25 protein-coding genes are annotated in these 23,394 nt (G+C 34.0%); 23 read left to right on the top strand and 2 right to left on the bottom strand.

Going from position 1 to position 23,394, the window contains the following annotated elements:
- Positions 1 to 91 precede the first annotated feature (91 nt).
- The 11 genes from folD to AC1RPN_RS02895 all read left to right on the top strand — a co-directional run bounded on the left by folD (position 92) and on the right by AC1RPN_RS02895 (position 10,012).
- Positions 92 to 943 (top strand): bifunctional methylenetetrahydrofolate dehydrogenase/methenyltetrahydrofolate cyclohydrolase FolD, encoded by an 852-nt coding sequence (gene folD / locus AC1RPN_RS02945; protein WP_481761244.1) that lies wholly within the window; start codon positions 92 to 94, stop codon positions 941 to 943.
- Positions 936 to 2,276, top strand: a complete 1,341-nt coding sequence (gene xseA, locus AC1RPN_RS02940) for an exodeoxyribonuclease VII large subunit (RefSeq protein WP_481761245.1) — start codon at positions 936 to 938, stop codon at positions 2,274 to 2,276. The genes folD and xseA overlap by 8 nt, the downstream gene beginning before the upstream one ends.
- Positions 2,277 to 2,279: 3 nt before the next feature.
- On the top strand, positions 2,280 to 2,513 hold the full coding sequence (locus AC1RPN_RS02935; protein ID WP_409022627.1) for an exodeoxyribonuclease VII small subunit: 234 nt from the start codon (positions 2,280 to 2,282) through the stop codon (positions 2,511 to 2,513).
- Positions 2,506 to 3,393, top strand: a complete 888-nt coding sequence (locus AC1RPN_RS02930; RefSeq protein WP_481761246.1) for a polyprenyl synthetase family protein — start codon at positions 2,506 to 2,508, stop codon at positions 3,391 to 3,393. Before AC1RPN_RS02935 ends, AC1RPN_RS02930 begins: the two co-directional genes overlap by 8 nt.
- Before the next feature lie 8 nt (positions 3,394 to 3,401).
- Positions 3,402 to 4,226 carry a TlyA family RNA methyltransferase gene (locus AC1RPN_RS02925; protein WP_481761247.1) on the top strand — a complete coding sequence of 275 codons (825 nt, stop codon included), beginning with the start codon at positions 3,402 to 3,404 and terminating at the stop codon, positions 4,224 to 4,226.
- 89 nt (positions 4,227 to 4,315) lie between these two features.
- Positions 4,316 to 4,771: an arginine repressor gene (locus tag AC1RPN_RS02920; RefSeq protein WP_481761248.1), complete on the top strand. Its 456-nt coding sequence runs from the start codon at positions 4,316 to 4,318 to the stop codon at positions 4,769 to 4,771.
- A 58-nt stretch (positions 4,772 to 4,829) separates the two neighbouring features.
- The gene (gene recN, locus AC1RPN_RS02915; protein WP_481761249.1) at positions 4,830 to 6,506 is read left to right on the top strand and encodes a DNA repair protein RecN; all 1,677 of its coding nucleotides are present in this window, start codon (positions 4,830 to 4,832) and stop codon (positions 6,504 to 6,506) included.
- Between the two features lie 62 nt (positions 6,507 to 6,568).
- A complete protein-coding gene (locus AC1RPN_RS02910) occupies positions 6,569 to 7,780 on the top strand; it encodes a betaine/proline/choline family ABC transporter ATP-binding protein (RefSeq protein WP_481761250.1) in 1,212 nt (403 codons plus the stop codon).
- Between the two features lie 2 nt (positions 7,781 to 7,782).
- Positions 7,783 to 8,412: an ABC transporter permease gene (locus AC1RPN_RS02905; RefSeq protein WP_481761251.1), complete on the top strand. Its 630-nt coding sequence runs from the start codon at positions 7,783 to 7,785 to the stop codon at positions 8,410 to 8,412.
- Positions 8,413 to 8,436: 24 nt separating this feature from the next.
- The gene (locus tag AC1RPN_RS02900) at positions 8,437 to 9,357 is read left to right on the top strand and encodes an osmoprotectant ABC transporter substrate-binding protein (RefSeq protein ID WP_481761403.1); all 921 of its coding nucleotides are present in this window, start codon (positions 8,437 to 8,439) and stop codon (positions 9,355 to 9,357) included.
- 1 nt (position 9,358) lies between these two features.
- The gene (locus tag AC1RPN_RS02895; RefSeq protein ID WP_481761252.1) at positions 9,359 to 10,012 is read left to right on the top strand and encodes an ABC transporter permease; all 654 of its coding nucleotides are present in this window, start codon (positions 9,359 to 9,361) and stop codon (positions 10,010 to 10,012) included.
- Between the two features lie 41 nt (positions 10,013 to 10,053).
- Here AC1RPN_RS02895 and AC1RPN_RS02890 read toward each other — a convergent pair whose 3' ends face one another.
- Positions 10,054 to 10,386, bottom strand: coding sequence for a hypothetical protein (locus tag AC1RPN_RS02890; protein ID WP_409022619.1), 333 nt, complete (start codon positions 10,384 to 10,386; stop codon positions 10,054 to 10,056).
- Between the two features lie 180 nt (positions 10,387 to 10,566).
- On the opposite strand from AC1RPN_RS02890, the gene gmk reads away from it, so the two are divergent.
- The 11 genes from gmk to AC1RPN_RS02835 all read left to right on the top strand — a co-directional run bounded on the left by gmk (position 10,567) and on the right by AC1RPN_RS02835 (position 22,547).
- Positions 10,567 to 11,187: a guanylate kinase gene (gene gmk / locus AC1RPN_RS02885; RefSeq protein WP_481761253.1), complete on the top strand. Its 621-nt coding sequence runs from the start codon at positions 10,567 to 10,569 to the stop codon at positions 11,185 to 11,187.
- Positions 11,184 to 11,399, top strand: coding sequence for a DNA-directed RNA polymerase subunit omega (gene rpoZ / locus AC1RPN_RS02880; protein WP_409022617.1), 216 nt, complete (start codon positions 11,184 to 11,186; stop codon positions 11,397 to 11,399). The genes gmk and rpoZ overlap by 4 nt, the downstream gene beginning before the upstream one ends.
- A 113-nt stretch (positions 11,400 to 11,512) precedes the next feature.
- Positions 11,513 to 12,715 carry a bifunctional phosphopantothenoylcysteine decarboxylase/phosphopantothenate--cysteine ligase CoaBC gene (coaBC, locus tag AC1RPN_RS02875; RefSeq protein WP_481761254.1) on the top strand — a complete coding sequence of 401 codons (1,203 nt, stop codon included), beginning with the start codon at positions 11,513 to 11,515 and terminating at the stop codon, positions 12,713 to 12,715.
- Positions 12,716 to 12,745: 30 nt separating this feature from the next.
- Positions 12,746 to 15,166, top strand: a complete 2,421-nt coding sequence (gene priA, locus AC1RPN_RS02870) for a primosomal protein N' (RefSeq protein WP_481761255.1) — start codon at positions 12,746 to 12,748, stop codon at positions 15,164 to 15,166.
- 14 nt (positions 15,167 to 15,180) lie between these two features.
- Entirely contained in the window at positions 15,181 to 16,128 is a 948-nt protein-coding gene (fmt, locus tag AC1RPN_RS02865; RefSeq protein ID WP_481761256.1) for a methionyl-tRNA formyltransferase, read from the top strand.
- Positions 16,125 to 17,477 carry a 16S rRNA (cytosine(967)-C(5))-methyltransferase RsmB gene (gene rsmB / locus AC1RPN_RS02860; protein WP_481761257.1) on the top strand — a complete coding sequence of 451 codons (1,353 nt, stop codon included), beginning with the start codon at positions 16,125 to 16,127 and terminating at the stop codon, positions 17,475 to 17,477. Before fmt ends, rsmB begins: the two co-directional genes overlap by 4 nt.
- A gap of 15 nt (positions 17,478 to 17,492) precedes the next feature.
- Positions 17,493 to 18,233 carry a Stp1/IreP family PP2C-type Ser/Thr phosphatase gene (locus AC1RPN_RS02855; RefSeq protein WP_481761258.1) on the top strand — a complete coding sequence of 247 codons (741 nt, stop codon included), beginning with the start codon at positions 17,493 to 17,495 and terminating at the stop codon, positions 18,231 to 18,233.
- Positions 18,233 to 20,245 (top strand): Stk1 family PASTA domain-containing Ser/Thr kinase, encoded by a 2,013-nt coding sequence (pknB, locus tag AC1RPN_RS02850; protein ID WP_481761259.1) that lies wholly within the window; start codon positions 18,233 to 18,235, stop codon positions 20,243 to 20,245. The genes AC1RPN_RS02855 and pknB overlap by 1 nt, the downstream gene beginning before the upstream one ends.
- A gap of 103 nt (positions 20,246 to 20,348) precedes the next feature.
- Positions 20,349 to 21,236 carry a ribosome small subunit-dependent GTPase A gene (gene rsgA / locus AC1RPN_RS02845; RefSeq protein WP_481761260.1) on the top strand — a complete coding sequence of 296 codons (888 nt, stop codon included), beginning with the start codon at positions 20,349 to 20,351 and terminating at the stop codon, positions 21,234 to 21,236.
- 10 nt (positions 21,237 to 21,246) lie between these two features.
- Positions 21,247 to 21,897 (top strand): ribulose-phosphate 3-epimerase, encoded by a 651-nt coding sequence (rpe, locus tag AC1RPN_RS02840; RefSeq protein ID WP_409022609.1) that lies wholly within the window; start codon positions 21,247 to 21,249, stop codon positions 21,895 to 21,897.
- Complete coding sequence (locus AC1RPN_RS02835) at positions 21,894 to 22,547, top strand: thiamine diphosphokinase (RefSeq protein ID WP_481761261.1); 654 nt, start codon at positions 21,894 to 21,896, stop codon at positions 22,545 to 22,547. The genes rpe and AC1RPN_RS02835 overlap by 4 nt, the downstream gene beginning before the upstream one ends.
- Positions 22,548 to 22,594: 47 nt before the next feature.
- Here AC1RPN_RS02835 and rpmB read toward each other — a convergent pair whose 3' ends face one another.
- Positions 22,595 to 22,780 (bottom strand): 50S ribosomal protein L28, encoded by a 186-nt coding sequence (gene rpmB, locus AC1RPN_RS02830; protein ID WP_057973454.1) that lies wholly within the window; start codon positions 22,778 to 22,780, stop codon positions 22,595 to 22,597.
- Positions 22,781 to 23,019: 239 nt separating this feature from the next.
- On the opposite strand from rpmB, the gene AC1RPN_RS02825 reads away from it, so the two are divergent.
- The gene (locus AC1RPN_RS02825) at positions 23,020 to 23,382 is read left to right on the top strand and encodes an Asp23/Gls24 family envelope stress response protein (RefSeq protein WP_057973455.1); all 363 of its coding nucleotides are present in this window, start codon (positions 23,020 to 23,022) and stop codon (positions 23,380 to 23,382) included.
- The last annotated feature ends 12 nt before the right edge of the window (positions 23,383 to 23,394 follow it).

Genomic DNA, 23,394 nt, shown 5'->3' with positions numbered 1-23,394 from the left:
GTTGCATTTTTTGCGACACTTTTTTTTTAGAAATGAATACCTTAAATATGATAAAATGTAAGAAGTAAAAATGGAATAGAGGTGCTAAATTATGGCTAAATTAATTGATGGTAAAAAATTGGCACAAATAACGACGGATAATTTAAAATCTGAGATAGAAGCTTTAAAGAAAAAGAATGTCTTTCCTACATTAGCTGTTATTGTAGTTGGAGAAAATCCAGCAAGTAAAATATATGTTAAGAATAAGCATCGAATTGCTGAATCTATTGGGATAAAATCGATTGTTAAAAGATTACCTGATACGATATCAGAAAAAGAGTTGCTAAATCTCATTAATGACTATAATGATAATTCAGATATTAATGGCATATTAGTACAGTTACCTTTACCGAACCAAATTGATGAAAAAAAGATAACCGAAGCTATTAAACCAGAAAAAGATGTTGATGGATTTCATCCGATAAATATTGGACGATTAGCCATGAATGATCCACTAGCAATTCCATGTACACCACTGGGAATTATGAGAATGTTTAACGCATACAATATTGATTTAGACGGTAAAAATGCAGTTGTTGTTGGCCGCAGTAATATTGTGGGTAAACCAATGGCGGCGTTACTTTTAAACGCTAATGCAACAGTAACGATAACGCATAGTCATACGGAAAATTTATCAGAGATAACTAAACAGGCTGATATTTTAGTCGTTGCAATTGGTCAAGCAAACTTTATTAAAAAAACCGATGTGAAACAAGGTGCTGTAGTCATCGATGTCGGGATGAACCGCTTAGATAGTGGTAAGTTAGCGGGAGATGTCGATAAGGAAGTTGCAGAGGTTGCAGGATATCTGACACCAGTACCAAAAGGGGTTGGACCTATGACGATTGCAATGTTGATGGAACAAACAATTGAATTAACAAAACGGAGTGTTGGCATTGAATAAAGATAATTATTTATCAGTTACATCATTAACAACATATTTGAAGAAAAAATTTGATGCTGATCCTTATCTTGGGACCGTTTATTTAACTGGCGAAATTTCAAATTTAAGACCTCGACCTAATGCGCATCAATATTTTAGTTTAAAAGATGATCATGCTAAAATTAGCGCAATTATGTTCCGTTCAGCTTTTGATAAAATAAAATTTAAACCAGAAGATGGCATGAAAGTTTTAGTTATGGGCCGTATATCTTTATATGAAGCGACAGGTAACTATCAAATATATATTGAGCGAATGGAACCTGATGGTGTTGGTGCGTTATATCAAGCCTATGAGCAGTTAAAAAATAAGCTACAAGCTGAAGGATTATTTTCAGCACCAAAACAGGCATTGGTTAAATATCCTAAACGAATTGCTGTGATTACAAGTCCTTCAGGGGCTGTCATTAAAGATATTATGACAACCGTTAAAAGACGTTACCCGATTGCTCAATTAGTTTTATTTCCTGCGATTGTACAAGGTGACAAAGCAGCTAATGATTTAGTTAAGCGGTTAAAACAAATTAACGAATTAGGCCATTTTGACACGATTATTATTGGTCGAGGCGGTGGCTCAATTGAAGATTTATGGCCATTTAATGAAGAATCTGTTGCAAGGGAAATATTTGCTAGCCAGATTCCAATTATTTCTTCAGTTGGACATGAGACAGACACAACCATTGCTGATTTAGTGGCCGATGTTCGGGCAGCAACGCCAACAGCAGCAGCAGAATTAGCTGTCCCTGTTTACGCCGATGAATTAATTAAGATTAATCAATTAAAATTGAGACTATTACAAGTAACACAAAATATTTTAAGTTTAAGAAGACAACAATTAGATAAGATTCAACAATCATATGTTTTTCAACAACCTAATCGGTTATATGAGGGTTACCTTCAAAACTTAGACAATTTAGCACAACGCTTAATGCAAGTAACAAAACAAATTATCACAATTAAGAAACAACAATTTGAACAAGCTAATGGTCAGTTGCGCTATCAAAATCCGCAACAATTGGTTAGTCAACTGCAAGATCAAGTAAAACAACAAAACAAACAGTTACATCAATTAATGACCTACTTACTTGAAACAAAGAAACAACAGGTTGGCGAAAAAATAAATGCGCTTGATTTATTAAGTCCATTGAAGATTATGGGACGAGGATACAGTTACGTATCTATGGAAGATAAAATTATTAAAAGTATTAATTCAGTGAATATAGATGATAACGTCGTGTTACACCTTACAGATGGTAAAGCATATGCAAAAATTGAAAAAGTTGAAAAAGGAGAATAAAAAATGGCTGAAAAAAAAGCGACATTTGAAGATAACTTAGTAGAACTTGAAAAAATTGTAACAGAACTAGAACAAGGTGATGTTCCTTTAGAAAAAGCATTAACCCAATTTCAAAACGGTGTTAAGTTGAGCTCAAAATTGCAAAAAACATTGGAAAATGCTGAAAAAACATTAACCAGTGTCATGAATGATTCTGGTGAAGAAGTGCCATTCGAACAAGGCTTAGAAAATGAGTAACTTAACTAAATTTTCTGATATCGTATTACCAGAATTTAATCAAATTATGTTGAATCAATTACAGGCTTTAGACACTGAAAAAAAGTTAAAAGAATCGATGACTTATTCAGTTGAAGCGGGTGGTAAACGTATTAGACCACTAATCATTTTTGTTATTTGTCAAATGCTTAATCGTAAACTTGATAAGTCAGTTTATTCTATTGCTGGTGCATTAGAATTAATTCATACCTATTCATTAATTCATGATGATTTGCCTGCGATGGATGATGATAATTTAAGACGTGGTAAACCAACAAACCATATTATTTTTGGTGAAAGCATGGCAATTTTAGCTGGTGATGCACTAAATACATTAGCCTTTGAATGGATCAGTAACGCAGAGTTGCCTGATTCACAAAAGGTATTACTAATGGGTCAACTAGCTAGGTTAGCTGGCCCAGAGGGAATGGTTGGCGGTCAAGTTGCCGATATTGAAGGTGAACAAAAAGAGTTATCATTAGCGCAGTTGAAACAGGTGCATAAGCGTAAAACGGGTGATTTAATTGAATTTTCAGTTTACGCAGGTAGCATACTTGGAAAAGCGACTGACCAACAGCACGTAGCGTTTATGGCATATGGACGTCATTTTGGGTTAGCTTTTCAAATCTATGATGATATTATGGATGTCGTTGGGACATCTGAAGAGATGGGCAAGGCTGTTCATAAAGACAATCAAGAAAATAAAAATACGTATCCTGGACTAATGGGAATTGATCAAGCTTATAGGATGCTCGAAGAAGTAACCAATCAAGCTAAAGATGCTATTCAAACGCTTAAGCAAACAGGGTTGGAGACAGAGTATTTGGAAGAATTGTTACATTACTTTAAATTAAAAAATTAGGAGTCACTATGAAAAAAGAGCGCATTGATGTTTTATTAGTTAAACAAGGGTTATTTGAAACTCGTGAACAGGCCAAACGTGCAGTTATGGCTGGTGAAATTCTGGGTGAGAATGAAGAACGATTGGATAAACCAGGTGTTAAAATTTCTGAAGAAACTGTGCTTCATTTTAAAGGTAAAAAATTACCTTATGTGAGCCGCGGTGGACTTAAATTAGAAAAAGCCCTTAAAGTATTTGATGCAACCGTTCAGGATAAAACGGTCTTAGACATTGGATCATCAACCGGTGGCTTTACCGATGTTGCTTTACAAAATGGCGCAAAATTAAGTTATGCGTTAGATGTTGGTACCAATCAATTAGTTTGGAAATTACGACAAGATCCAAGAGTTGTTGTGATGGAAAATACTAACTTCAGATATAGTAAAAAAGAAGATTTTGAATTTGGACAACCCAATTTTGCAACAATAGATGTATCGTTTATTTCATTACATCTTATTTTACCTGCATTAAAGAAAATTATTACTGAAAATGGGGATGTTGTGGCATTAATAAAACCCCAATTTGAAGCAGGAAAAGAAAATGTTGGAAAACATGGTATTGTACGAGATGAAAAGATTCATCGTCAAGTGCTCGAAGACATTGTTCAATTTTCTATTTCCACTGGATTTAATGTTGCGGATTTAAGCTACTCACCAATTAAGGGTGGCGAAGGTAATATTGAATTTTTAATTCATTTAAAGTCTGCGATAAATGAAATTGGCGAGATTTCGGATAAGGTTAGTATCGATGGCGTATTAACTGCTGCATACGATAACCTGAATGCCGTTAAATAAGGATTTAAAGTGAAGTTCTTTAATAATAATTGAAATTACGTTATACTAACTCTATGGGTGGTAGAGGTTATCGGGTGAGGGGGACTTTAATGAAAAAGCAAGAACGGCAACGTTATGTTCGTGAATTATTGAAGAACAATAATATTGATAAGCAGGAAGATTTTGTGAGTTTGCTTAAAAAACAAGGGATTACAGTCACACAAGCAACTATTTCTAGAGATATTAAAGAAATGCAATTAATTAAAGTGCCATCTGCTGATGGAACTTACAGTTATAATTTACCTGTTCAAAAAAAATTGAATACAGAAAAAAAATTAACTAAAACGTTAAAAGATGCTTTTATATCAACTGATGTTCAAAATGAAATGTGTCTCGTTAAGGTGACGCCAGGAAGTGGTCCAGCAATCGTATCTTTAATTGAACAAATGAATTATTCATTTGTTTTTGGTACTTTAGGCGGAGATGGATCAGCTCTAATTATCTGTCACTCGAACAAAGATGCGTTAAAGTTAAGTAAAATTTTAAATGAGATTGTAACTGAATAGATAGAAATAAAATCTGTGACATTTGTTTCAGATTTTTTCTATTAAAGGGGTGAAAAAAATGTTACAAGAATTGACAATAAAAGATTTTGCCATTATTGATTCTTTGAATATCGATTTCATGGCTAATATGACAGTTTTAACAGGTGAAACTGGTGCGGGTAAATCCATTATCATTGATGCTTTGGGCCTCTTATCAGGTGGTAGAGGGTCCCAAGAATTTATTAGAAAAGATGCAAAAAAAATGGTGCTACAAGGACTCTTTATGCCAACTGAAAACTCAAATACGTTAACGAAGTTGGACCAATTAGGTATTGGCCATGATGATAACTCTGTGATTTTACAACGTGAAATACATAGATCTGGTAAAAATATTTGTCGCATAAACGGTATGTTGGTTAACACGAGTACACTAAAATCAATTGGTGAAACGTTAGTTGATATTCATGGCCAAAATGAACATCAAGAATTAATGCAACAGGATAAGCATTTGGGCATGTTAGATGAATATATTAAAAATGATATTCAAACACTGAAGCATAGTTATCAAGAAGCATTTGAATACTATCAAAACCTAAATAAGTTACAAATAAAAAGACAAACAAATCAAAACGAATGGGCACAACGATTAGATATGTTACATTTTCAAAAAGATGAAATTGAAAGTGCAGATTTAATTGAAAATGAAGAAGACATATTAAGCGCTGAAAAAGAACGTCTAGAAAATTTTCAAACTATTAATCAGTCACTGGATGCAAGTTACCAAGCGTTATCGGGTGATGATGAAAATACAGTTGACCATGTTGGTGTTGCAATGTCTAACATGCTAAAAATTGATAATTTAGATAGTGAATATAAAGACTTAGCAGAACGGTTGTCGTCAGCCTATTATATGCTGCAGGATGCATCTAGTGACCTATTGCGTCAGTTAGACTCCCTGGAATGGGATGAGCAACGATTAAATGAGATTGAAAATAGGCTTGAATTAATTGTACAATTAAAACACAAATATGGTGATTCTGTTGAAAAAATATTAGCTTATTTGAGTCTTATATCTGAAGAATTAATTGAAATGGAAGCAACTGAAGGTAATGCAGATGATTTAGATAATCAAGTTAATTTAGCTAGAAAAGAAGCCCATAAATTGGCTGATAAATTAACTAATGTTCGAAAAAAAGCAGCCATCATTCTACAAAAAGAAGTGCATAAACAGTTAAGTGAGTTGTATATGGACAAAGCCGTTTTTGAAGTTAAATTTGATTCACTCAATCAGTTAAATAGTACCGGACAAGATAAAGTTGAATTTTATATTCAAACAAATGTTGGGGAAACAATGGGGCCATTAGCTAAGATTGCTTCTGGTGGTGAACTTTCTCGAATGATGTTAGCGTTAAAGACAATTTTTTCTAGGACGCAAGGTGTCACAAGTATTATATTTGATGAAGTTGATACAGGAGTTAGTGGACGTGTTGCCCAGGCAATTGCTGAAAAAATTAATCAAATTGCCCAACAATCACAAGTTCTATGTATCACACATTTGCCACAGGTTGCTGCAATTAGCGAGCACCATTACTTTATAGCTAAAGAAGTGATTTGTGAACGTACAGAAACATCTATTAAATTGTTATCTAAGGAAGATCGTATTCAAGAAATTGCTCGAATGCTTGCCGGTTCTGAGATTACACCTTTAACTGTTAAACATGCTGAAGAATTACTAAATACGGCACAAAAAAAATAATTAAAACCAAGGTACTACTATGAATAGATGATTGGTTAGTTATAAAAAAGGAGAGTACTAATATGCTTAAGTTTGATAAAATATCAAAAATTTATAAAGGTAATAAAGCTGTAGATAATTTTAATTTGGAAGTTCAAGATGGTGAATTCATTTGTTTCATCGGAACATCTGGTTCAGGTAAAACAACTACTATGAGAATGATTAACCGTATGTTGACACAAACAGAAGGTACAATCACTATTGATGGTAAAGATATAGCCAAAATGGATCCCGTTAAATTACGTCGTAAAATCGGATATGTTATTCAAAATATTGGTTTAATGCCACATATGACTATTCGTGAAAATATTACATTAGTACCAAAATTATTAAAATGGCCTGAAGAAAAAAGAGATGAACGCGCTAAAGAAATGATTAAATTAGTTGAACTACCAGAATCATATTTAGACCGTTACCCATCTGAACTTTCTGGTGGGCAACAACAAAGAATCGGAGTTGTCAGAGCTTTAGCTGCTGATCAAGATATTATCTTGATGGATGAACCTTTTGGTGCGCTTGATCCTATTACTAGAGAAGCTTTACAAGATTTAGTTAAAGATTTACAAGAACGTTTAGGTAAGACATTCGTTTTTGTTACTCATGATATGGATGAAGCTTTAAAATTAGCAACACGAATTGTTGTTATGTCTGAAGGAAAGATTGTTCAAGCAGATACACCCGATAATATTTTGAAAAATCCAGCAAATAAATTTGTTGAAAACTTGATTGGTCAAGATAGACTTATCCAAGCTCGTCCAAGTATTACAACTGTTGGTCAAGTTATGTTAGCTAACCCAGTTTCAATTACACCAGGTAAGTCATTAGTAACAGCTATTCGTTTAATGCATGATCGTCGAGTTGATACGTTGTTAGTTACTGATGATGCTGGTATTTTAAAGGGTTATATTGATATTGAAAGCTTAGATTATAGTTTCAATACATCAAGTAGTGTCAGCGATATTATGAACAAAGATATTTTCTATGTTAAAGAAGATTCATTAGTTCGTGATACTGTTGAACGTATTTTAAAACGTGGATTTAAAAATGTACCTGTTATTAATAAAGATGGTATATTAGTCGGAATTGTAACCCGCGCTACCCTAGTTGATATTGTTTATGATGCACTTTGGGGTGATGAAAATAGTGCTTCTCATGAAGAAGTAACTAAAATAATGACGTCAGACTCAGGTACAGATACCGATGAAACTAGCCCAAGTTCAACGAAGGAGGGTTAATAATGACTTCATTTTTACAAGAATATGGGGCAATGATTGTCTCAAAATTATGGGAACATATTGAAATTTCAGGAATGGCATTATTTTTTGGAGTAGCAATAGCTGTTCCTTTAGGAATTTTACTAACAAGATTACCTAAGACAGCCAATATTGTAATTGCAATTGCTAGTATGTTGCAAACAATTCCTGCTTTAGCTTTACTAGCCATGATGATTCCTTTATTTGGGATTGGTAAGTTACCAGCTGTTGTAGCATTATTTATCTATTCGTTGTTACCAATATTAAGAAATACGTATATTGGTATTAAAGAAGTGGATCCAGTGTTAAAAGACGCTGCTAAAGGGATGGGTATGACTAATTTGCAGTCGATTCTGCAAGTTGAATTAGTTATGGCATCTCAGGTTATTATGTCTGGAATTCGTTTAGCTGCAACTTATGTAATTGCTTGGGCAACATTAGCTTCATATATTGGTGCTGGTGGCTTAGGGGATATGATTTTTAATGGATTAAATTTGTATCAACCAAAATTAATTTTAGGCGGTACAATTCCAGTTATCTTATTAGCCTTACTAGTTGATTTTATACTTGGACAGGTTGAAAAAAAGGTAGCACCAAAAACAACAAGAAATTAAGGAGGCTTTAACATGAAAATTACGATGAAAAAAATACTTGTTAGCTTAAGCCTTCTGTTTGCCGGTGTGAGTCTATCAAGTTGTGGGTTTCCTGGTTTAACAGGTGGCTCTGAATCGACAATTAAAATTGTCGCACAATCAACGACGGAATCTCAAATTATTGGATCAATGCTACAACAATTGATTGAACATGAATCAGATAATCAAGTAGAACTGATAAATAATTTAGGTTCTGGTACATTAAGTTTTAATGCACTCAAAAACGGTGATGCAGATATATCATCTGCTAGATATACAGGAACTGACTTAAGTGCGGTATTAAATAAACCAGTAGAAAAAGATACCGTTAAAGCTAATAAAATAGTTAAAGATGGATTCGAAAATAGATTCCAAATGAAATGGTTTGATAGTTTAGGTTTTGCTGATACTTATGCATTTATGGTTACAAAAGAGACAGCTAAAAAGTACAATTTAAACACAGTATCTGATTTAAGAAAAATTGAATCTAAATTAACAGTCGGTGTTGATGCCAACTGGATTAGCCGTGTAGGTGATGGTTACGATGGTTTCCAAAAAGAATATAATATTAAATTTGGTAACATTTATCCTATGCAGATTGGATTAGTCTATAGCGCTTTGGCAAAGGGTAAAATGGATGTTGTTCTTGGATATTCAACTGATGGCCGAATTAAGAGTTATGATCTGAAAATTTTGAAGGATGATCGTCACTTCTTCCCACCATATTCAGCAAGCCTTGTTGCAAATGATTCTATCTTGAAGGAACATCCTGAATTAACACCGCTTATTGATCGACTTAAAAACAAAATTAATTTATCAACAATGCAATCATTAAATTACAAAGTTGATAATGATTTTTACGAACCAGCAGTAGTTGCAAAACAATTCTTAGAAGAACATCATTACTTCGAAAAGGCGGGTGATTAATATGAATACTTTTGATCAATTGATGTCTTATTTTAGTAATAATGGGTTATATGTTTTACAAGAATTTACAAGACATTTTTTAATTTCAATATATGGTGTGATAATTGCTGCAATTATTGGGATTCCAATCGGAATTTTTATCTCAAAACATCATAGATTGAGCGATGTAGCAATAGGTGCTGCTAATGTTATTCAAACTGTACCATCATTAGCAATGTTATCTATTATTATGTTGGGACTAGGTTTAGGTGTTAATACAGTTATTGTAACTGTTGCACTTTACTCACTATTACCTATTTTAAAAAATACGTATTCAGGGATGATTAATGTTGATCCTGGCGTTCTTGATTCTGGTAAAGGGATGGGAATGACGAGACTTCAAATCCTTTATATGATTGAGTTACCGTTATCATTATCAGTTATCATGGCCGGAATTAGAAATGCATTAGTTGTTGCAATTGGTATTACAGCAATTGGTTCATTTATTGGTGCAGGTGGACTTGGAGATATTATTATCCGAGGAACAAATGCAACTGATGGAGCAGCTATTATTTTAGCTGGTGCATTGCCAACAGCTCTAATGGCCGTTATTGCTGATGCAATTTTGGCACTTATTCAAAGAAAATTTGATCCAACAACAATTAAACGTAAATAAAAAAATGGTCATTTTCTAGTTGTTATAGAAAGTGACCATTTTTATATTGAATCGATTAAAGCGATATAACGGAGTTGATTATCAGTAAGAAGGTAAGTGATATTCGTATATTGCGTTTTAAATATTAATTGATTAGAACCAGAACGTCGGTGTAAGGTACCACGAAGTTCTTGGAATTCTTTTTGAAATCCAGTTGGATTTAATTGTAAAATAATTGTTTTTTTCATTTTTAAAACTTTTTCTGTAAAGAGTGCTAATTGAAATTGAGGCATTTGTGGTCTTAAAATAAAGTCATCTAAATCAAAAATTTTATGATATGAATATTGTAGTGTTGAGCCAATAGTTTGAATTGTTGTTTGTTGTTTATTTTGCATAATAAAGTTCCTCCCCGAACGTTTGTTTGTATTTTCATTATACGAACAAACGTTCGGTAAAGCAAGTGTTAATTTATAATATATTTAAAAGATGACAACAGCGCATAAAAAGCTTGAATAATAGCCGTAAAAAGTGCATACTATTTATTAATACTTATCTTAGAGGAGTTTACAAATTTAATGGCTAATCGTGGAATGTTGATCGTACTATCTGGTCCATCAGGGGTCGGTAAAGGAACCGTAAGAAAAGCAATTTTTGACCAAGCTGACAATAAGTTTCTTTATTCAATTTCAATGACCACTCGTAAAATGCGAGAAGGCGAAGTTGATGGTGTTGACTATCATTTTGTATCAAAAGAAGAATTTGAGAATGAAATTTCAACGGGCGGTATGTTAGAATACGCCAAGTATGTTGACAATTACTATGGAACACCGTTAAAATATGTAAATAAGATGCTTGACGCTGGTCAAGATGTCTTTCTTGAAATTGAAGTACAAGGTGCTATGCAAGTTCGAGAAAAAATTTCTGATGGTTTATTTATTTTCTTAACGCCACCTGATTTGATGGAATTAAGACAAAGAATTACAGGACGTGGAACGGATGATTCTGCAACTATTGATAAACGAATGACAAAAGCCATTGGTGAGATTGATATGATGCAGAATTACGATTACGCGGTTGTTAATGATGAAATAAATGATGCTGTTGAAAAAATTCAAACGATTATTAAAGCTGAACGTTGGCGTGTAAAACGATTTTTACCTGACTATAGAAAACAATTAGGAGATGTATTTAAATGATTTTATATCCTTCAGTAGATGACTTATTGAAACAAGTAGATTCAAGATACTCATTAATTATGTTAGCAAGTAAACGTGCCCATGAATTAGATGCTGGCGCTCTACCAATGCTTTCTAATTACAAATCAAAAAAGAATGTTGGACGTGCTTTGGAAGAAGTTGTTACTGGTGATTTAATTATTGATCCAGTTGAAAAAGAAGATATTCGTTAATCTGATTAAATGAAAAGGAGTTAAGACAAGCTAATTGTCCTAACTCCTATTTTATTTCTTAGAAAATTGATACAATAGAGAATAGAATAAATTCGGTATGGGGGCGACATGAAATGACACTTGAAAATAAAAAAATCGGTCTTGTTGTAACAGGTGGTATTGCAGCGTATAAAAGTTTGGGATTAGTCCGAGCACTAATTAAACAAGGTGCTAGCGTTCGAGTTGCGATGACCAAAGCTGCAACTGAATTTGTAACACCCTTGAGTTTTGAAACGTTGAGTAAAAATAGGGTGTTAACTGATTTATTTTCAGGAAAAGAGTCTGAGCATGTTGCACATATTGAATTTGCAGACTGGGCAGAATTAATGGTTATTGCACCAGCGACAGCAAACATTATCGCAAAAATGGCCAATGGTATCGCAGATGATTTTGTTTCAACCACTTTATTAGCAACTGAGGCACAAAAAATTGTTGTGCCCGCAATGAATGAACATATGCTAATGAATTCTGCTACACAACGTAATCTTAAATTTTTAGGACGAAATAACATTCAGATTATTGAACCAGAAATAGGCTTTTTAGCAGAAGGTTATTCAGGTAAGGGACGTTTTCCCGAATTAAATGTGATAATGTCAGTTATTCAAACTTCCTTTGAGGATAGTGACAAACCATTAGAAGGTAAAAATGTCTTAGTGACAGCTGGTGGTACACGAGAACGAATCGATCCAGTTCGTTTTATCGCTAATGATTCTTCTGGTAAAATGGGTTTCGCAATTGCGATTGAAGCGCAAAAGTTAGGTGCTAATGTCACCTTAATTAGCGGAATAAGCCAGTTGCCAGACCCAATTGGCGTGACAACAATTAGAGTTACAACTGCGTTAGAGTTATCTGAAGCTATCAATAAGCGATTTGATGACCAAAATATTTTGATAATGGCAGCAGCTGTTTCAGATTATCGTGTACAAAATGTTGCAGATCAGAAAATAAAAAAAGCTGAATCTACTTTAACGTTAATATTAGAAAAAAATCCAGATATTTTAAAACATTTGGGCCAAATTAAGCAAAATCAGTATTTAGTCGGATTTGCTGCGGAAACCCAAAACGGACTAGAAAATGCACAAGAAAAATTAGAAAAGAAAAATTTAGATTTATTGGTTTTAAATGATGTCTCAAATTCTGCCATTGGATTTAATAGCAATGATAATGAGGTAACACTGCTTAGACCAAACAGAAAAAATGATTTCATAAAGCAAACAAGTAAAAAGCAAATTGCTAAGGAATTATTAGCTACTATTATAAGCGATGTAGTAAAATAAGCAGTTAATTAAATGAAAGGAGGTTTCAGTATGTCACAATATGCAAAAATTATCGTTGATGTTCCTACGATGCAAACGGACCAGCCATATACGTATTCAATCCCAGCAGTATTAACAAATCAGATTGAGATTGGCATGCGGGTTATTGTACCATTTGGGAATGGTAAACGATTGGTTCAAGGATTTGTAATTGATCTTTTTGATAAGAATGAGTTCGATGGTCATGTAAAAGATATTCAATCAGTCGTTGATTTAAGACCTGTTGTGAATACTGAATTATTAGACTTATCTGAGTGGATAGCTAATGAAACCTTTTCCTTCCGTATAACTGCCTTACAAATGGTTTTACCGAGTGTCATGCGTGCAACCTATAAAAAGCGAGTTCGTTTAATTGACGAAATTGATGAAGATTTACAAGATAAATTATTTCAAGGTCAAGATTCTATTGAATTTGATCCAGAACATATGGATGCTCAAATAATTAAAGAATTATTACAACTTACCAAGGCTGAAAAGGCTGAGATGATTTATGAAGTTGGCAATAAAGCTAAAGTTAAAATGCAAATATCAATCCAACCAAAACTTGGATTCGAAGCATATGAAAATATTCGAAGTGGTTTACGTAAAAATGCTAAACAACAGCACTTATTGATTGACTATCTACAATCACTCACTGAAGATAGCTTGATTCCTCAGAAACAAGTTGTTGAGGAAATAGGCGTGACACCTGCAACAATTACAGCTGGAGCAAAAAATGGTTGGCTTGAAAAAGTTGAGACTGAGGTATATCGGGACCCATATAAAGACACAATTATTGAGCCAACCAATATGCAAGAATTAACCTCAGATCAAGAGGTTGCGGTGCTAGCTGTCGATGAGGCTATTAAAAGTGGAACTAATACAACATTTTTACTTCAAGGTGTGACGGGGAGTGGGAAAACAGAAGTTTATTTGCAGACAATCGCAAAAGCGCTAGAACTTAGAAAAACAGCTTTGATGCTTGTACCAGAAATAGCTTTGACACCCCAAATGGTTAAGCGAGTTAAATCACGATTTGGTAATCTAGTTGCGGTCCTGCATAGCGGTTTGTCTGACGGTGAGCGTTATGATGAATGGCGCCGGATTGAGCGTAAAGAAGCGCAAGTAGTTGTCGGTGCACGTTCAGCCGTTTTTGCACCATTAGATAATATTGGCGTTATTATTGTTGATGAAGAGCATGAATCGAGCTATAAACAAGATGAAACACCAAGGTATCATGCAAGGGATGTTGTTCTTTGGAGAAGTAAAAGACATCAGTGTCCTGTCATATTGGGTAGTGCAACACCATCCCTCGAATCTCGTGCTAGAGCTCAAAAAGGCGTGTATGAGTGGTTACAATTACCTCAACGTATAAATGGTCATCCCATGCCAGAAGTTACGCTAATTGATATGAGAGAAGAAATGAAAAAGACTGGTGAGAGTAATTTTTCTGAGCCACTTAGACATGAAATTACTAAGCGCCTTGAGAAAAATGAACAGACTGTTTTAATGTTAAATCGTCGTGGGTTTTCATCTTTCGTAATGTGCCGAGATTGTGGATTCGTGCTACCTTGTCCTAACTGTGATACTTCTTTAACATTGCATATGGATACTCATACAATGAAATGTCATTATTGTGGACATGAAGAAGGTATTCCTAAAACTTGTCCTAACTGTCATAGTCGAAAAATTAGATATTATGGTACAGGTACGCAAAAAGTTGAAGAAGAACTTAAAACGTTATATCCAGAGGCTAAAATTTTACGAATGGACGTTGATACGACACGTAAAAAAGGCGCACACGAAAAAATCCTAGCTAAATTTGGCGCAAAAGAAGCTGATATTTTATTGGGTACACAAATGATTGCGAAAGGGTTAGACTTTCCTGATGTGACGTTAGTTGGCGTTCTTAATGCAGATACAGCACTTAGTTTGCCTGATTTTAGATCAAGTGAAAGAACGTTCCAATTATTAACCCAAGTGAGCGGTCGAGCTGGTCGAGCTGAAAAAGAAGGACATGTTATTATCCAAACTTTTAATCCAGATCACTACGCGATTCAATATGCGAAGCATCATGACTATGAATCATTTTATAAAAAAGAAATGTCAGTTCGACATATGGAAAATTATCCACCATATTATTATACAATTCAGCTCACTGCTAGTTATACGGATGAGGCTGGAGCAGCGAAAAAAATGTTAGAAGCAGTTCAATTTTTAAAACCAGTGTTATCAAAGAATGCGATTATTCTTGGACCAACACCAAAATCAATTATGCGTGTTAATAATCGTTTTTATTATCAAGTGGTTATTAAGTATAAATCAGAAGGTCAATTAAAAGAACGACTAAGAGAGTTAATGACTAAATCTCAAGCCGAAGTTCGAAAAGGTTTAAAATTAACGATTGATTCTGAACCAGTAAACTTTATTTAAATTAAGGAGATATTATGACGTCAATTGTATTTATGGGAACACCAGAATTTTCAGCTCCAATTTTAGAAAGTTTAATTGAAAACGGCTATGACGTGAAAGCTGTTATGACACAACCAGATCGAATGGTTGGGCGAAAACGTATTTTAACGCAATCACCAGTAAAACAAGTTGCAGTAAAACATGGTATTGAGGTATTACAACCAGAAAAATTAAGTGGCAGCGATGAAATGGCCAAAGTAATTGCAATGGCACCCGATTTTTTGGTAACTGCAGCATTTGGACAATTTTTACCAACAAAATTATTAGAATCTGCTAAAATTGGTGCAATAAACGTCCATGGTTCACTATTACCTAAATATCGTGGTGGCGCACCAATTCAATATGCTATTATGAATGGTGAACAAGAAACAGGTATTACCATTATTTATATGGTTAAAAAAATGGATGCTGGAAATATTATTAGCCGTCGTGCAATTAAAATTGAAAATAATGATGATACTGGTTCAATGTTTGAAAAATTAAGTTTATTAGGTAAGGAACTATTACTTGAAACATTACCAAAACTAATTGATGGTACAAGTGAATCAACACCACAAAATGAAGATAAAGTAACCTTTTCACCTACCATTAAACCAGAAGAAGAAGCCCTTGATTTTTCAAAAACGGCTAATGAAATAGACTGGAAAATTCGTAGCTTAAGACCGGTACCTGGTGCATATACGATTTTAAAGGGTAAGAGAACTAAAATATGGGATATAACTGTACTAGATAAAAAAACTATTTTATCTGCTGGAAAAGTAGTTGAAGTAGCTAAAAAATCACTTGAAATTGCTTGTGGTGATGGGACCGTATTAGCTATTAATTCGCTTCAACCAGATGGTAAATCAAAACAAACCATTGTCGACTACCTAAACGGTAGTGGGCAAGGAATAAAAGAAGGACAACAGGTGATTGATGTATGACAACTGATTTAAAAACGACACCCCGATTCTTAGCAGTTGATCTTTTAACAAGAGTTGCTAAACAAGGGACGTATTCAAATATTGCGTTGAACCAAGTGATTAAGAATAATCATATGGAAGTTCGGGATGCTCATTTATTAACACAACTAGTTTACGGTGTTATCCAAAGACGTCTCACTTTAGAATATTGGTTGGCACCATTTGTTAAAAATCCTAGCAAAATGGATAATTGGGTTCAAGAATTACTATTGAGTGCCATTTATCAGATGCATTATCTTGATAAAATTCCAACTCGCGCAATTTTTAATGAATCAATTGAAATTGCAAAACGAAAAGGCCATGCAGGTACGCGTAAATTTGTTACTGGTGTTTTACATGCAATTGAGCGTGAAGGTATCCGTCCTGTTTCTGAAATTAAAGATGATATTGAACGTTTGAGTATTGAAAGTAGTACACCAGTTTGGTTGGTAAACGAATTAATTAAACAAGTAGGCTTAGAAAAAGCGACACATTTGTTGGCTTCAATCAATGAAGCACCTGATCAATCTGTTAGAGTAAATACAGCTAAAGCAACTGTCGAAGAAGTCATTGAAAAAATGGAAAATGAAGGCTTTGAGGTGAAACGTAGTCAAGTTTCACCAGTTGGGTTATTAGTGACTAATGGATTTGCTCCTGATAGTGGCGTTTATCACGATGGGTTAATTACGATTCAAGATGAAAGTGCAATGTTAGTTGCTGACGCAATGAATATTCAACCAGGTGATAAAGTTTTAGATGCATGTGCCGCACCAGGTGGAAAAACAACCCATATTGCATCATTCCTAGATGAAACTTTATTTGGTGAAGTTGTAGGGTTAGATATTCATGCACACAAAGTTAAATTAATCGGTGATAATGCTAAACGTTTAGGTTTATCTAGTGTTGTTGAGGAGATGGTATTAGATGCACGTTTAATTTCAGAAGAATTTGATAATGAATATTTTGATTCAATTCTTGTTGATGCACCTTGTTCTGGAATTGGATTATTACGTCGTAAACCAGAAATTAAATATGAAAAAACATTAGCTGATTCAAATAATTTACAAAAAATTCAATTAGCTATTTTAGACAAAGTGGCACCAACTTTGAAAAAAGGTGGTCGCTTAACTTATAGTACATGTACTATTTTAGATATTGAAAATAAGGATGTTGTTAACCAGTTTGTTGAAACTCATCCTGAATTTAAAGTGATTGAAACGCCAACTGCTTTGGCATTAAAAGAAAATAGAGACGATAAAGAATTAACTATTTATCCGGATGATTATCATTCAGATGGATTTTTCATTACATGTTTAGAAAAACAACTTTAGACTCGAGGTGTAAGAATGAAAGTTGCCTATCAAACAGATGTAGGTAGTGTCAGAGAAAATAATGAAGATTACGTCGGTGTCTTTCACAATAAAAGTGGTATTTCTTTTGTGATGGTTGCAGATGGTATCGGTGGTCATTTGGGCGGAGATGTTGCTTCAGAAATGGCCGTTTCACACATGGGATTTCGATTTGAAGGAACTAATTTTAGCCAGCCCAGTGATGCAATTAAATGGATAACCAAAGAAGTAGAGATGGAAAATAAACAAATTATTGAAAAGTCTAATCAATATGAAGATCTTTCAGGTATGGGCACAACAATGGTATGTGCCATATTCTTTGAAGAAAAATATATTGTTGCCAATATTGGTGATAGCCGAGGATACTTATTACGTGACAAAGAACTTTATCAATTAACTGAAGATCATTCAGTAGTGAATGAATTAATTAAGCGTGGCGAACTAACCGTAGAAGATGCTAAAAATTATCCGCAAAAGAATATGATTACAAGAAGTTTAGGTATCTCGTCAGATGCTGATGCTGATATTGCGGTTAATGATTCTGAGTCGGGTGATTTATTATTATTATGCACAGATGGCTTAACTAATATGGTCTCTGATGATGAAATCAAGACGGTCTTAAAAAATACTACAACTGTTGAAGAAAAAGGCTCGGAATTAATTAGATTGGCCAATAAGGCAGGCGGATTAGATAACATTACCGCACTCCTGGTTAGCAATGATCGGGGGATAGTGTAATGAAACCTGATACAATTTTTAATGAACGTTATAAAATAATAAATTCATTAGGCGAAGGTGGCATGGCAAATGTCTATCTTGCGACTGATTTAATTTTGGATCGACCAGTAGCTGTTAAAGTATTGCGAGTCGATTTAAGGGATGATCAAGATACTGTTAGACGTTTTAAACGTGAGGCATTGGCAACAACTGAATTGGTTCATCCAAATATTGTGAATGTTTATGATGTCGGTGAAGTAGACGGACTGCAATTTATGGTCATGGAATATGTGCCGGGACATGATTTAAAAACATATATAGCAAAAAGGTTCCCAATTCCATATCAAGTTGTGATTGATATTATGACTCAAATTTTATCAGCTGTAGAAGTAGCACATGATCACAGTATTATTCATCGTGATTTAAAACCACAAAATATTTTAATAGATGCAGATGGTAATGCTAAAATTACAGATTTTGGTATTGCTGTGGCATTGGCTGATCATTCGTTAACACAAACTAATACTTTATTGGGTTCTGTTCATTATCTTTCGCCAGAACAGGCTAGAGGTAGCATGGCAACAAAACAATCTGATATCTATTCGCTTGGTATTATTTTGTATGAAATGTTAACTGGGCGAGTTCCTTTTGAAGGTGAAACAGCTGTTTCAATTGCCCTAAAACATTTTCAAAGTGATGTGCCATCTGTTCGGGAATTTGATCCTAATATTCCGCAGTCTCTTGAAAATGTTGTTTTACAAGCAACAAGTAAAGTACCGCGAGATAGGTTCCAATCTGCTGGAGAAATGTCAATTGCTTTGCGAGAATCTTTGGCTAAAAAAAATGTGGCAAAGTGGCAGCCTGAAGAGGTTATCAGTGGTGAAACTAAAGTATTGCCGGTATTTGATAAGCAGACTGTAGAAACACTTAGTCCGAATCAGGAACCAGATGTAAAAAAAGATACGAAAAAGAAAATGAGTCGTCGTAAAAAATGGACTATCGGCGCAATCATTTTTGCTTTTGTCGCTCTTATTCTGGGTGGTGCGATTCTTGCAATGAGTTCACCAAAAGAAGTTAAGGTCCCTGATTTAAGCGGAATGACAGTTAGTGAAGCAAAATCAAATTTAGCAGACAAAAATTTGAAACTTGGTAAAATTACTCGAACAAATAGTGAAACCGTTGATAGTGGTAATATCATTAATTCAACACCTAAGAAGAATGAAATAATTCGAGAAAAAAATCAGGTTGATGTAATGGTATCAAAGGGAAAAGCTAAGATAACAATCGAGAATTACGTTGGTAGTAATTATGAGGATGTTAAAACAACGTTAGAAAATGATGGCTTTAAAGTTGAAAAAGAAACGGAAGAGTCAGAATCTGTGACTGAAAATGAAATTATGGCGCAAGATGTCACAGCGGGTGATAAGGTAGTTCCGAGTGATACAGTGATTACATTGACAGTTAGTTCAGGTCCTAAAGTGTATACACTTAGAGATTTAACAGGATATACAAGAAAAAGTGTTCAGGATTATACAAGCGAATTAGGTGGTAATCTGACAATTAGCGAGGCCTACTCAGATTCAGTTGACAAAGGTCAAGTTATTAAACAATCACCAGCAGAAGGAAGCTCTTTTTCTAAAGGTGATCGATTATCAGTTGTTATTTCTAAAGGAAAAAAAGTCACAACTGATGAATTTACCAGGACTATATCTGTTCCATTCAAATCAATTGTGTCAGAAAGTTCAAGTTCAGTTGATGAAGAAAAAGATACGGATGAGGACAAAGACTCGTCGTCAGATGATAGTTCCAGCTCTAGTTCAAGTTCTTCAGAATCAAAAGCAGATGAAAATGCTATTGAAATTTATATTGAAGACAAAACACATAACATTGATGATATTTATGAACGGAAAACAATTACAAAAGATACTGATTTTAAATTATCATTTGTTTTAGATTCTGGAAAAGCAGGAAAATATAAAATTTTGCGTGATGGTGAAGTAATTGCGGAAAATGATAATGTAACTAAAAATTAAATAAAAGATGTGGTAAAATTAGATTAGAGGGTAAACTTCTAATCTATTTTTTAATTAATCATATAAAACGGTTACATGAGTCCAGTTAAAGGAGGTTAATTTATTGGTAACAGGTCAGATTAGACAATCATTAAGTGGCTTTTACGACGTTGATGTCGAAGGCGAAACTTATCGAACAAGGGCTCGAGGTAATTTTAGAAATTCTAACCAGGCACCACTAGTTGGCGATTGGGTTGACTTCAAAGCTGAAAATAAAAAAGAAGGCTATATTCTTAATATTCATGATCGAGAAAACAGCTTAATTCGACCACCAGTAGCTAATATTGATGAAGCAATTGTTGTAACGTCATGTGTTGAACCAGCATTTTCAAGCAATCTATTAGATAGACAATTAATTATGCTAGAATCGCATCATGTTAAGCCAGTCTTATACTTTTCAAAGGGCGATTTAATTCCTGAAGAGAAAGTAGTTGAAATAAGCAGTATTATTGAAGCTTATAGTCAAATCTATCCAACATTTTTTCCATTTGGTAAAAATGAAGATGTTGTGGTTAAAGAATTACAAGATACCTTTCCGGGTAAAATTGCAGTCGTAATGGGTCAGACTGGTGCAGGAAAATCAACATTACTAAATAAAATTATGCCAGAGTTGGAGTTGCAGACGGCTGAGATATCAAAAGCCTTACATCGTGGTAAACATACTACTCGTAAGGTAACATTAATGCCTATTGCAGGTGGGCTAATTGCTGATACACCTGGATTTTCTTCTTTTGATTTATTTGATATGTCAAAAGAAGAGTTACCAAAGTTATTTCCAGAATTAAATGAACTATCTGTTGGCTGTAAATTTAGAGGTTGTTTGCATATTAAGGAGCCTAAATGTGCAGTTAAAGCAGCACTTGAACAAGGTAATTTATTACAGAGTCGGTACAAAAATTATTTACAATTTAATCAATTAATTGTTGATCAAAAACCAAACTATAAGAAATGAGATGACCAAAATGAAATTATCACCTTCTATTTTAAGCGCTAATTTTGCAAACTTGGAAAAGGATATTAAAGTTGTTGATCAAGCTGGTGCAGAATATTTACATATTGATATTATGGATGGCCATTTTGTGCCTAATTTAACTTTTGGTGCAAACGTCGTTGAAGCAATTAGACCATTAACAAAAATGGTTTTGGATTGTCATTTGATGGTAGAAAATCCAGAATCTTATATTGAAGAATTTGCTGCGGCAGGTGCTGATATTATTGGGGTTCATGTTGAATCAACTCCCCATATTTTTGGTGTTATTCAACATATTAAAAAATTAGGTGTGAAAGCTGAAGTGGTTATTAACCCAGGAACATCCCTAGAGACAATTAAACAAATTTTGCCACTTGTTGATCAAGTATTAGTGATGACTGTTAACCCTGGATTTGGGGGACAATCATTTATTCCAGAAATGAAACGTAAAATTGACCAATTAGACCGTATCAAACAAGTTCAAAATTATGATTTTGATATTGAAGTTGATGGTGGTGTTAATGATCAAACGATTAAGGAATGTCTTGATAGTGGTGCAACAGTCGCAGTAGCTGGTTCATACATCTACAATAGTGATAATCCAACTGAACAAATTAATAAGTTAAGAGAAGCAACCAAATGAAACTCAATATCTTAGTCGGTGGACCTAAGGAACAGTGGCCTAAGGAATTAGTGGATGGTAACGTTCGTGGACCGTGGATTGGTGTTGACAGAGGTGCATTGCGATTAATAAAACTAGGTATTACACCTGAGCTATCGATTGGTGATTTCGATTCAATGACTGAAAGTGAATTTAATTTAGTATCTAATCATAGTAAAAAAATTAAAATAGCTAATCCTGAAAAAGATGATACAGATACTGAATTTGCTTTGAGAGAAGCCATATCTGAATTTGAGTTTGATTCAGTGACGATTTATGGCGCTACAGGTGGTCGAATTGATCATTTATTGGCTAATTTGTTTTTTATTTTTAGAGAGCCATTTAATACAATGTTTGAAAAAATTTGTTTAGTTGATAAACAAAATTCAATTCGATTCTTTAAATCTGGTAAGTATCAGTTAATAAAAGAAGATGATAAAAAATATCTTGCATTTATTCCACTGTCACCAGTTAAAAAATTGAGTTTAATAGATGAGAAGTATACATTGAATCAAATTAATTTTGTGAACCCGATTTCATTAGCAAGTAATGAATTTATGGGGGATACAGGTGAGTTTAGTTTTGAATCTGGTATTATTATTGTGATTCAAAGTCGTGATGACGAAAAATAGAGCAAAAAAAAAGACTTAGCATAAATGCTGAGTCTTTTTAAATTGAATTAAACACGGGTAACTTTACCTGACTTTAAAGCGCGAGCAGATACATAAACTCTTTTAGGTTTACCATCAACTAAGATGCGAACTTTTTGTAAATTAGGTTTCCAGCTACGGTTTGTTTGGTTCAATGCATGAGAACGTTTCTTACCGAAAGTAGTCTTACGTCCTGTAATAAAATCTTTTGCCATATTCATATCCTCCTCTGCAATTCACTTAAAAAGCAAAGCTATGCTTACTTACCTAAACAAAAATATCATATTTAGCCATATAATGCAATACTTTTCTTTCAAGTAAATTTGCTTGACAGCTTGAAATTCCCGAAGGTAGGGGAATAGAATTTTCTTAGATGCTATTTTTCTTTTATTCTACCATATCCTATGATAAAATACTCTTATTGATTGTGTGAAAATATAAGGAGGCTATTCTTATGGCTGTTAAGATCAAAACGCAATTCGGTACGATTGATATTGATAATGAAGTTATTGCGACAGTTGTCGGCGGTGCCGCAACTGAAATTTTTGGGATTGTCGGAATGGCAAGTAAAAACCAAATTCGTGACAATGTGAATGAAATTTTAAGAAGAGATAATTATTCTAGAGGTGTTGTTGTTCGCCAGGAAGATAATGGTGTTGCTATTGATGTCTACATTATTGTTGGCTATGGCACAAAAATATCTGAAGTTTGTCGTAATGTTCAAGAAAAAGTGAAGTATAATTTAGAAACAATGCTAGGTGTATCTGCTAATTCAGTTAACGTGTTAGTACAAGGCGTTCGCGTACTAGGCGATTAGTAACTAGCTATT

It is taken from the genome of Dellaglioa sp. CoH-57-MRSF-20 (genome assembly GCF_056781955.1).
The sequence above is the reverse complement of the archived record's forward strand: the minus strand, read 5'-3'. Positions and strand labels throughout refer to the sequence as shown.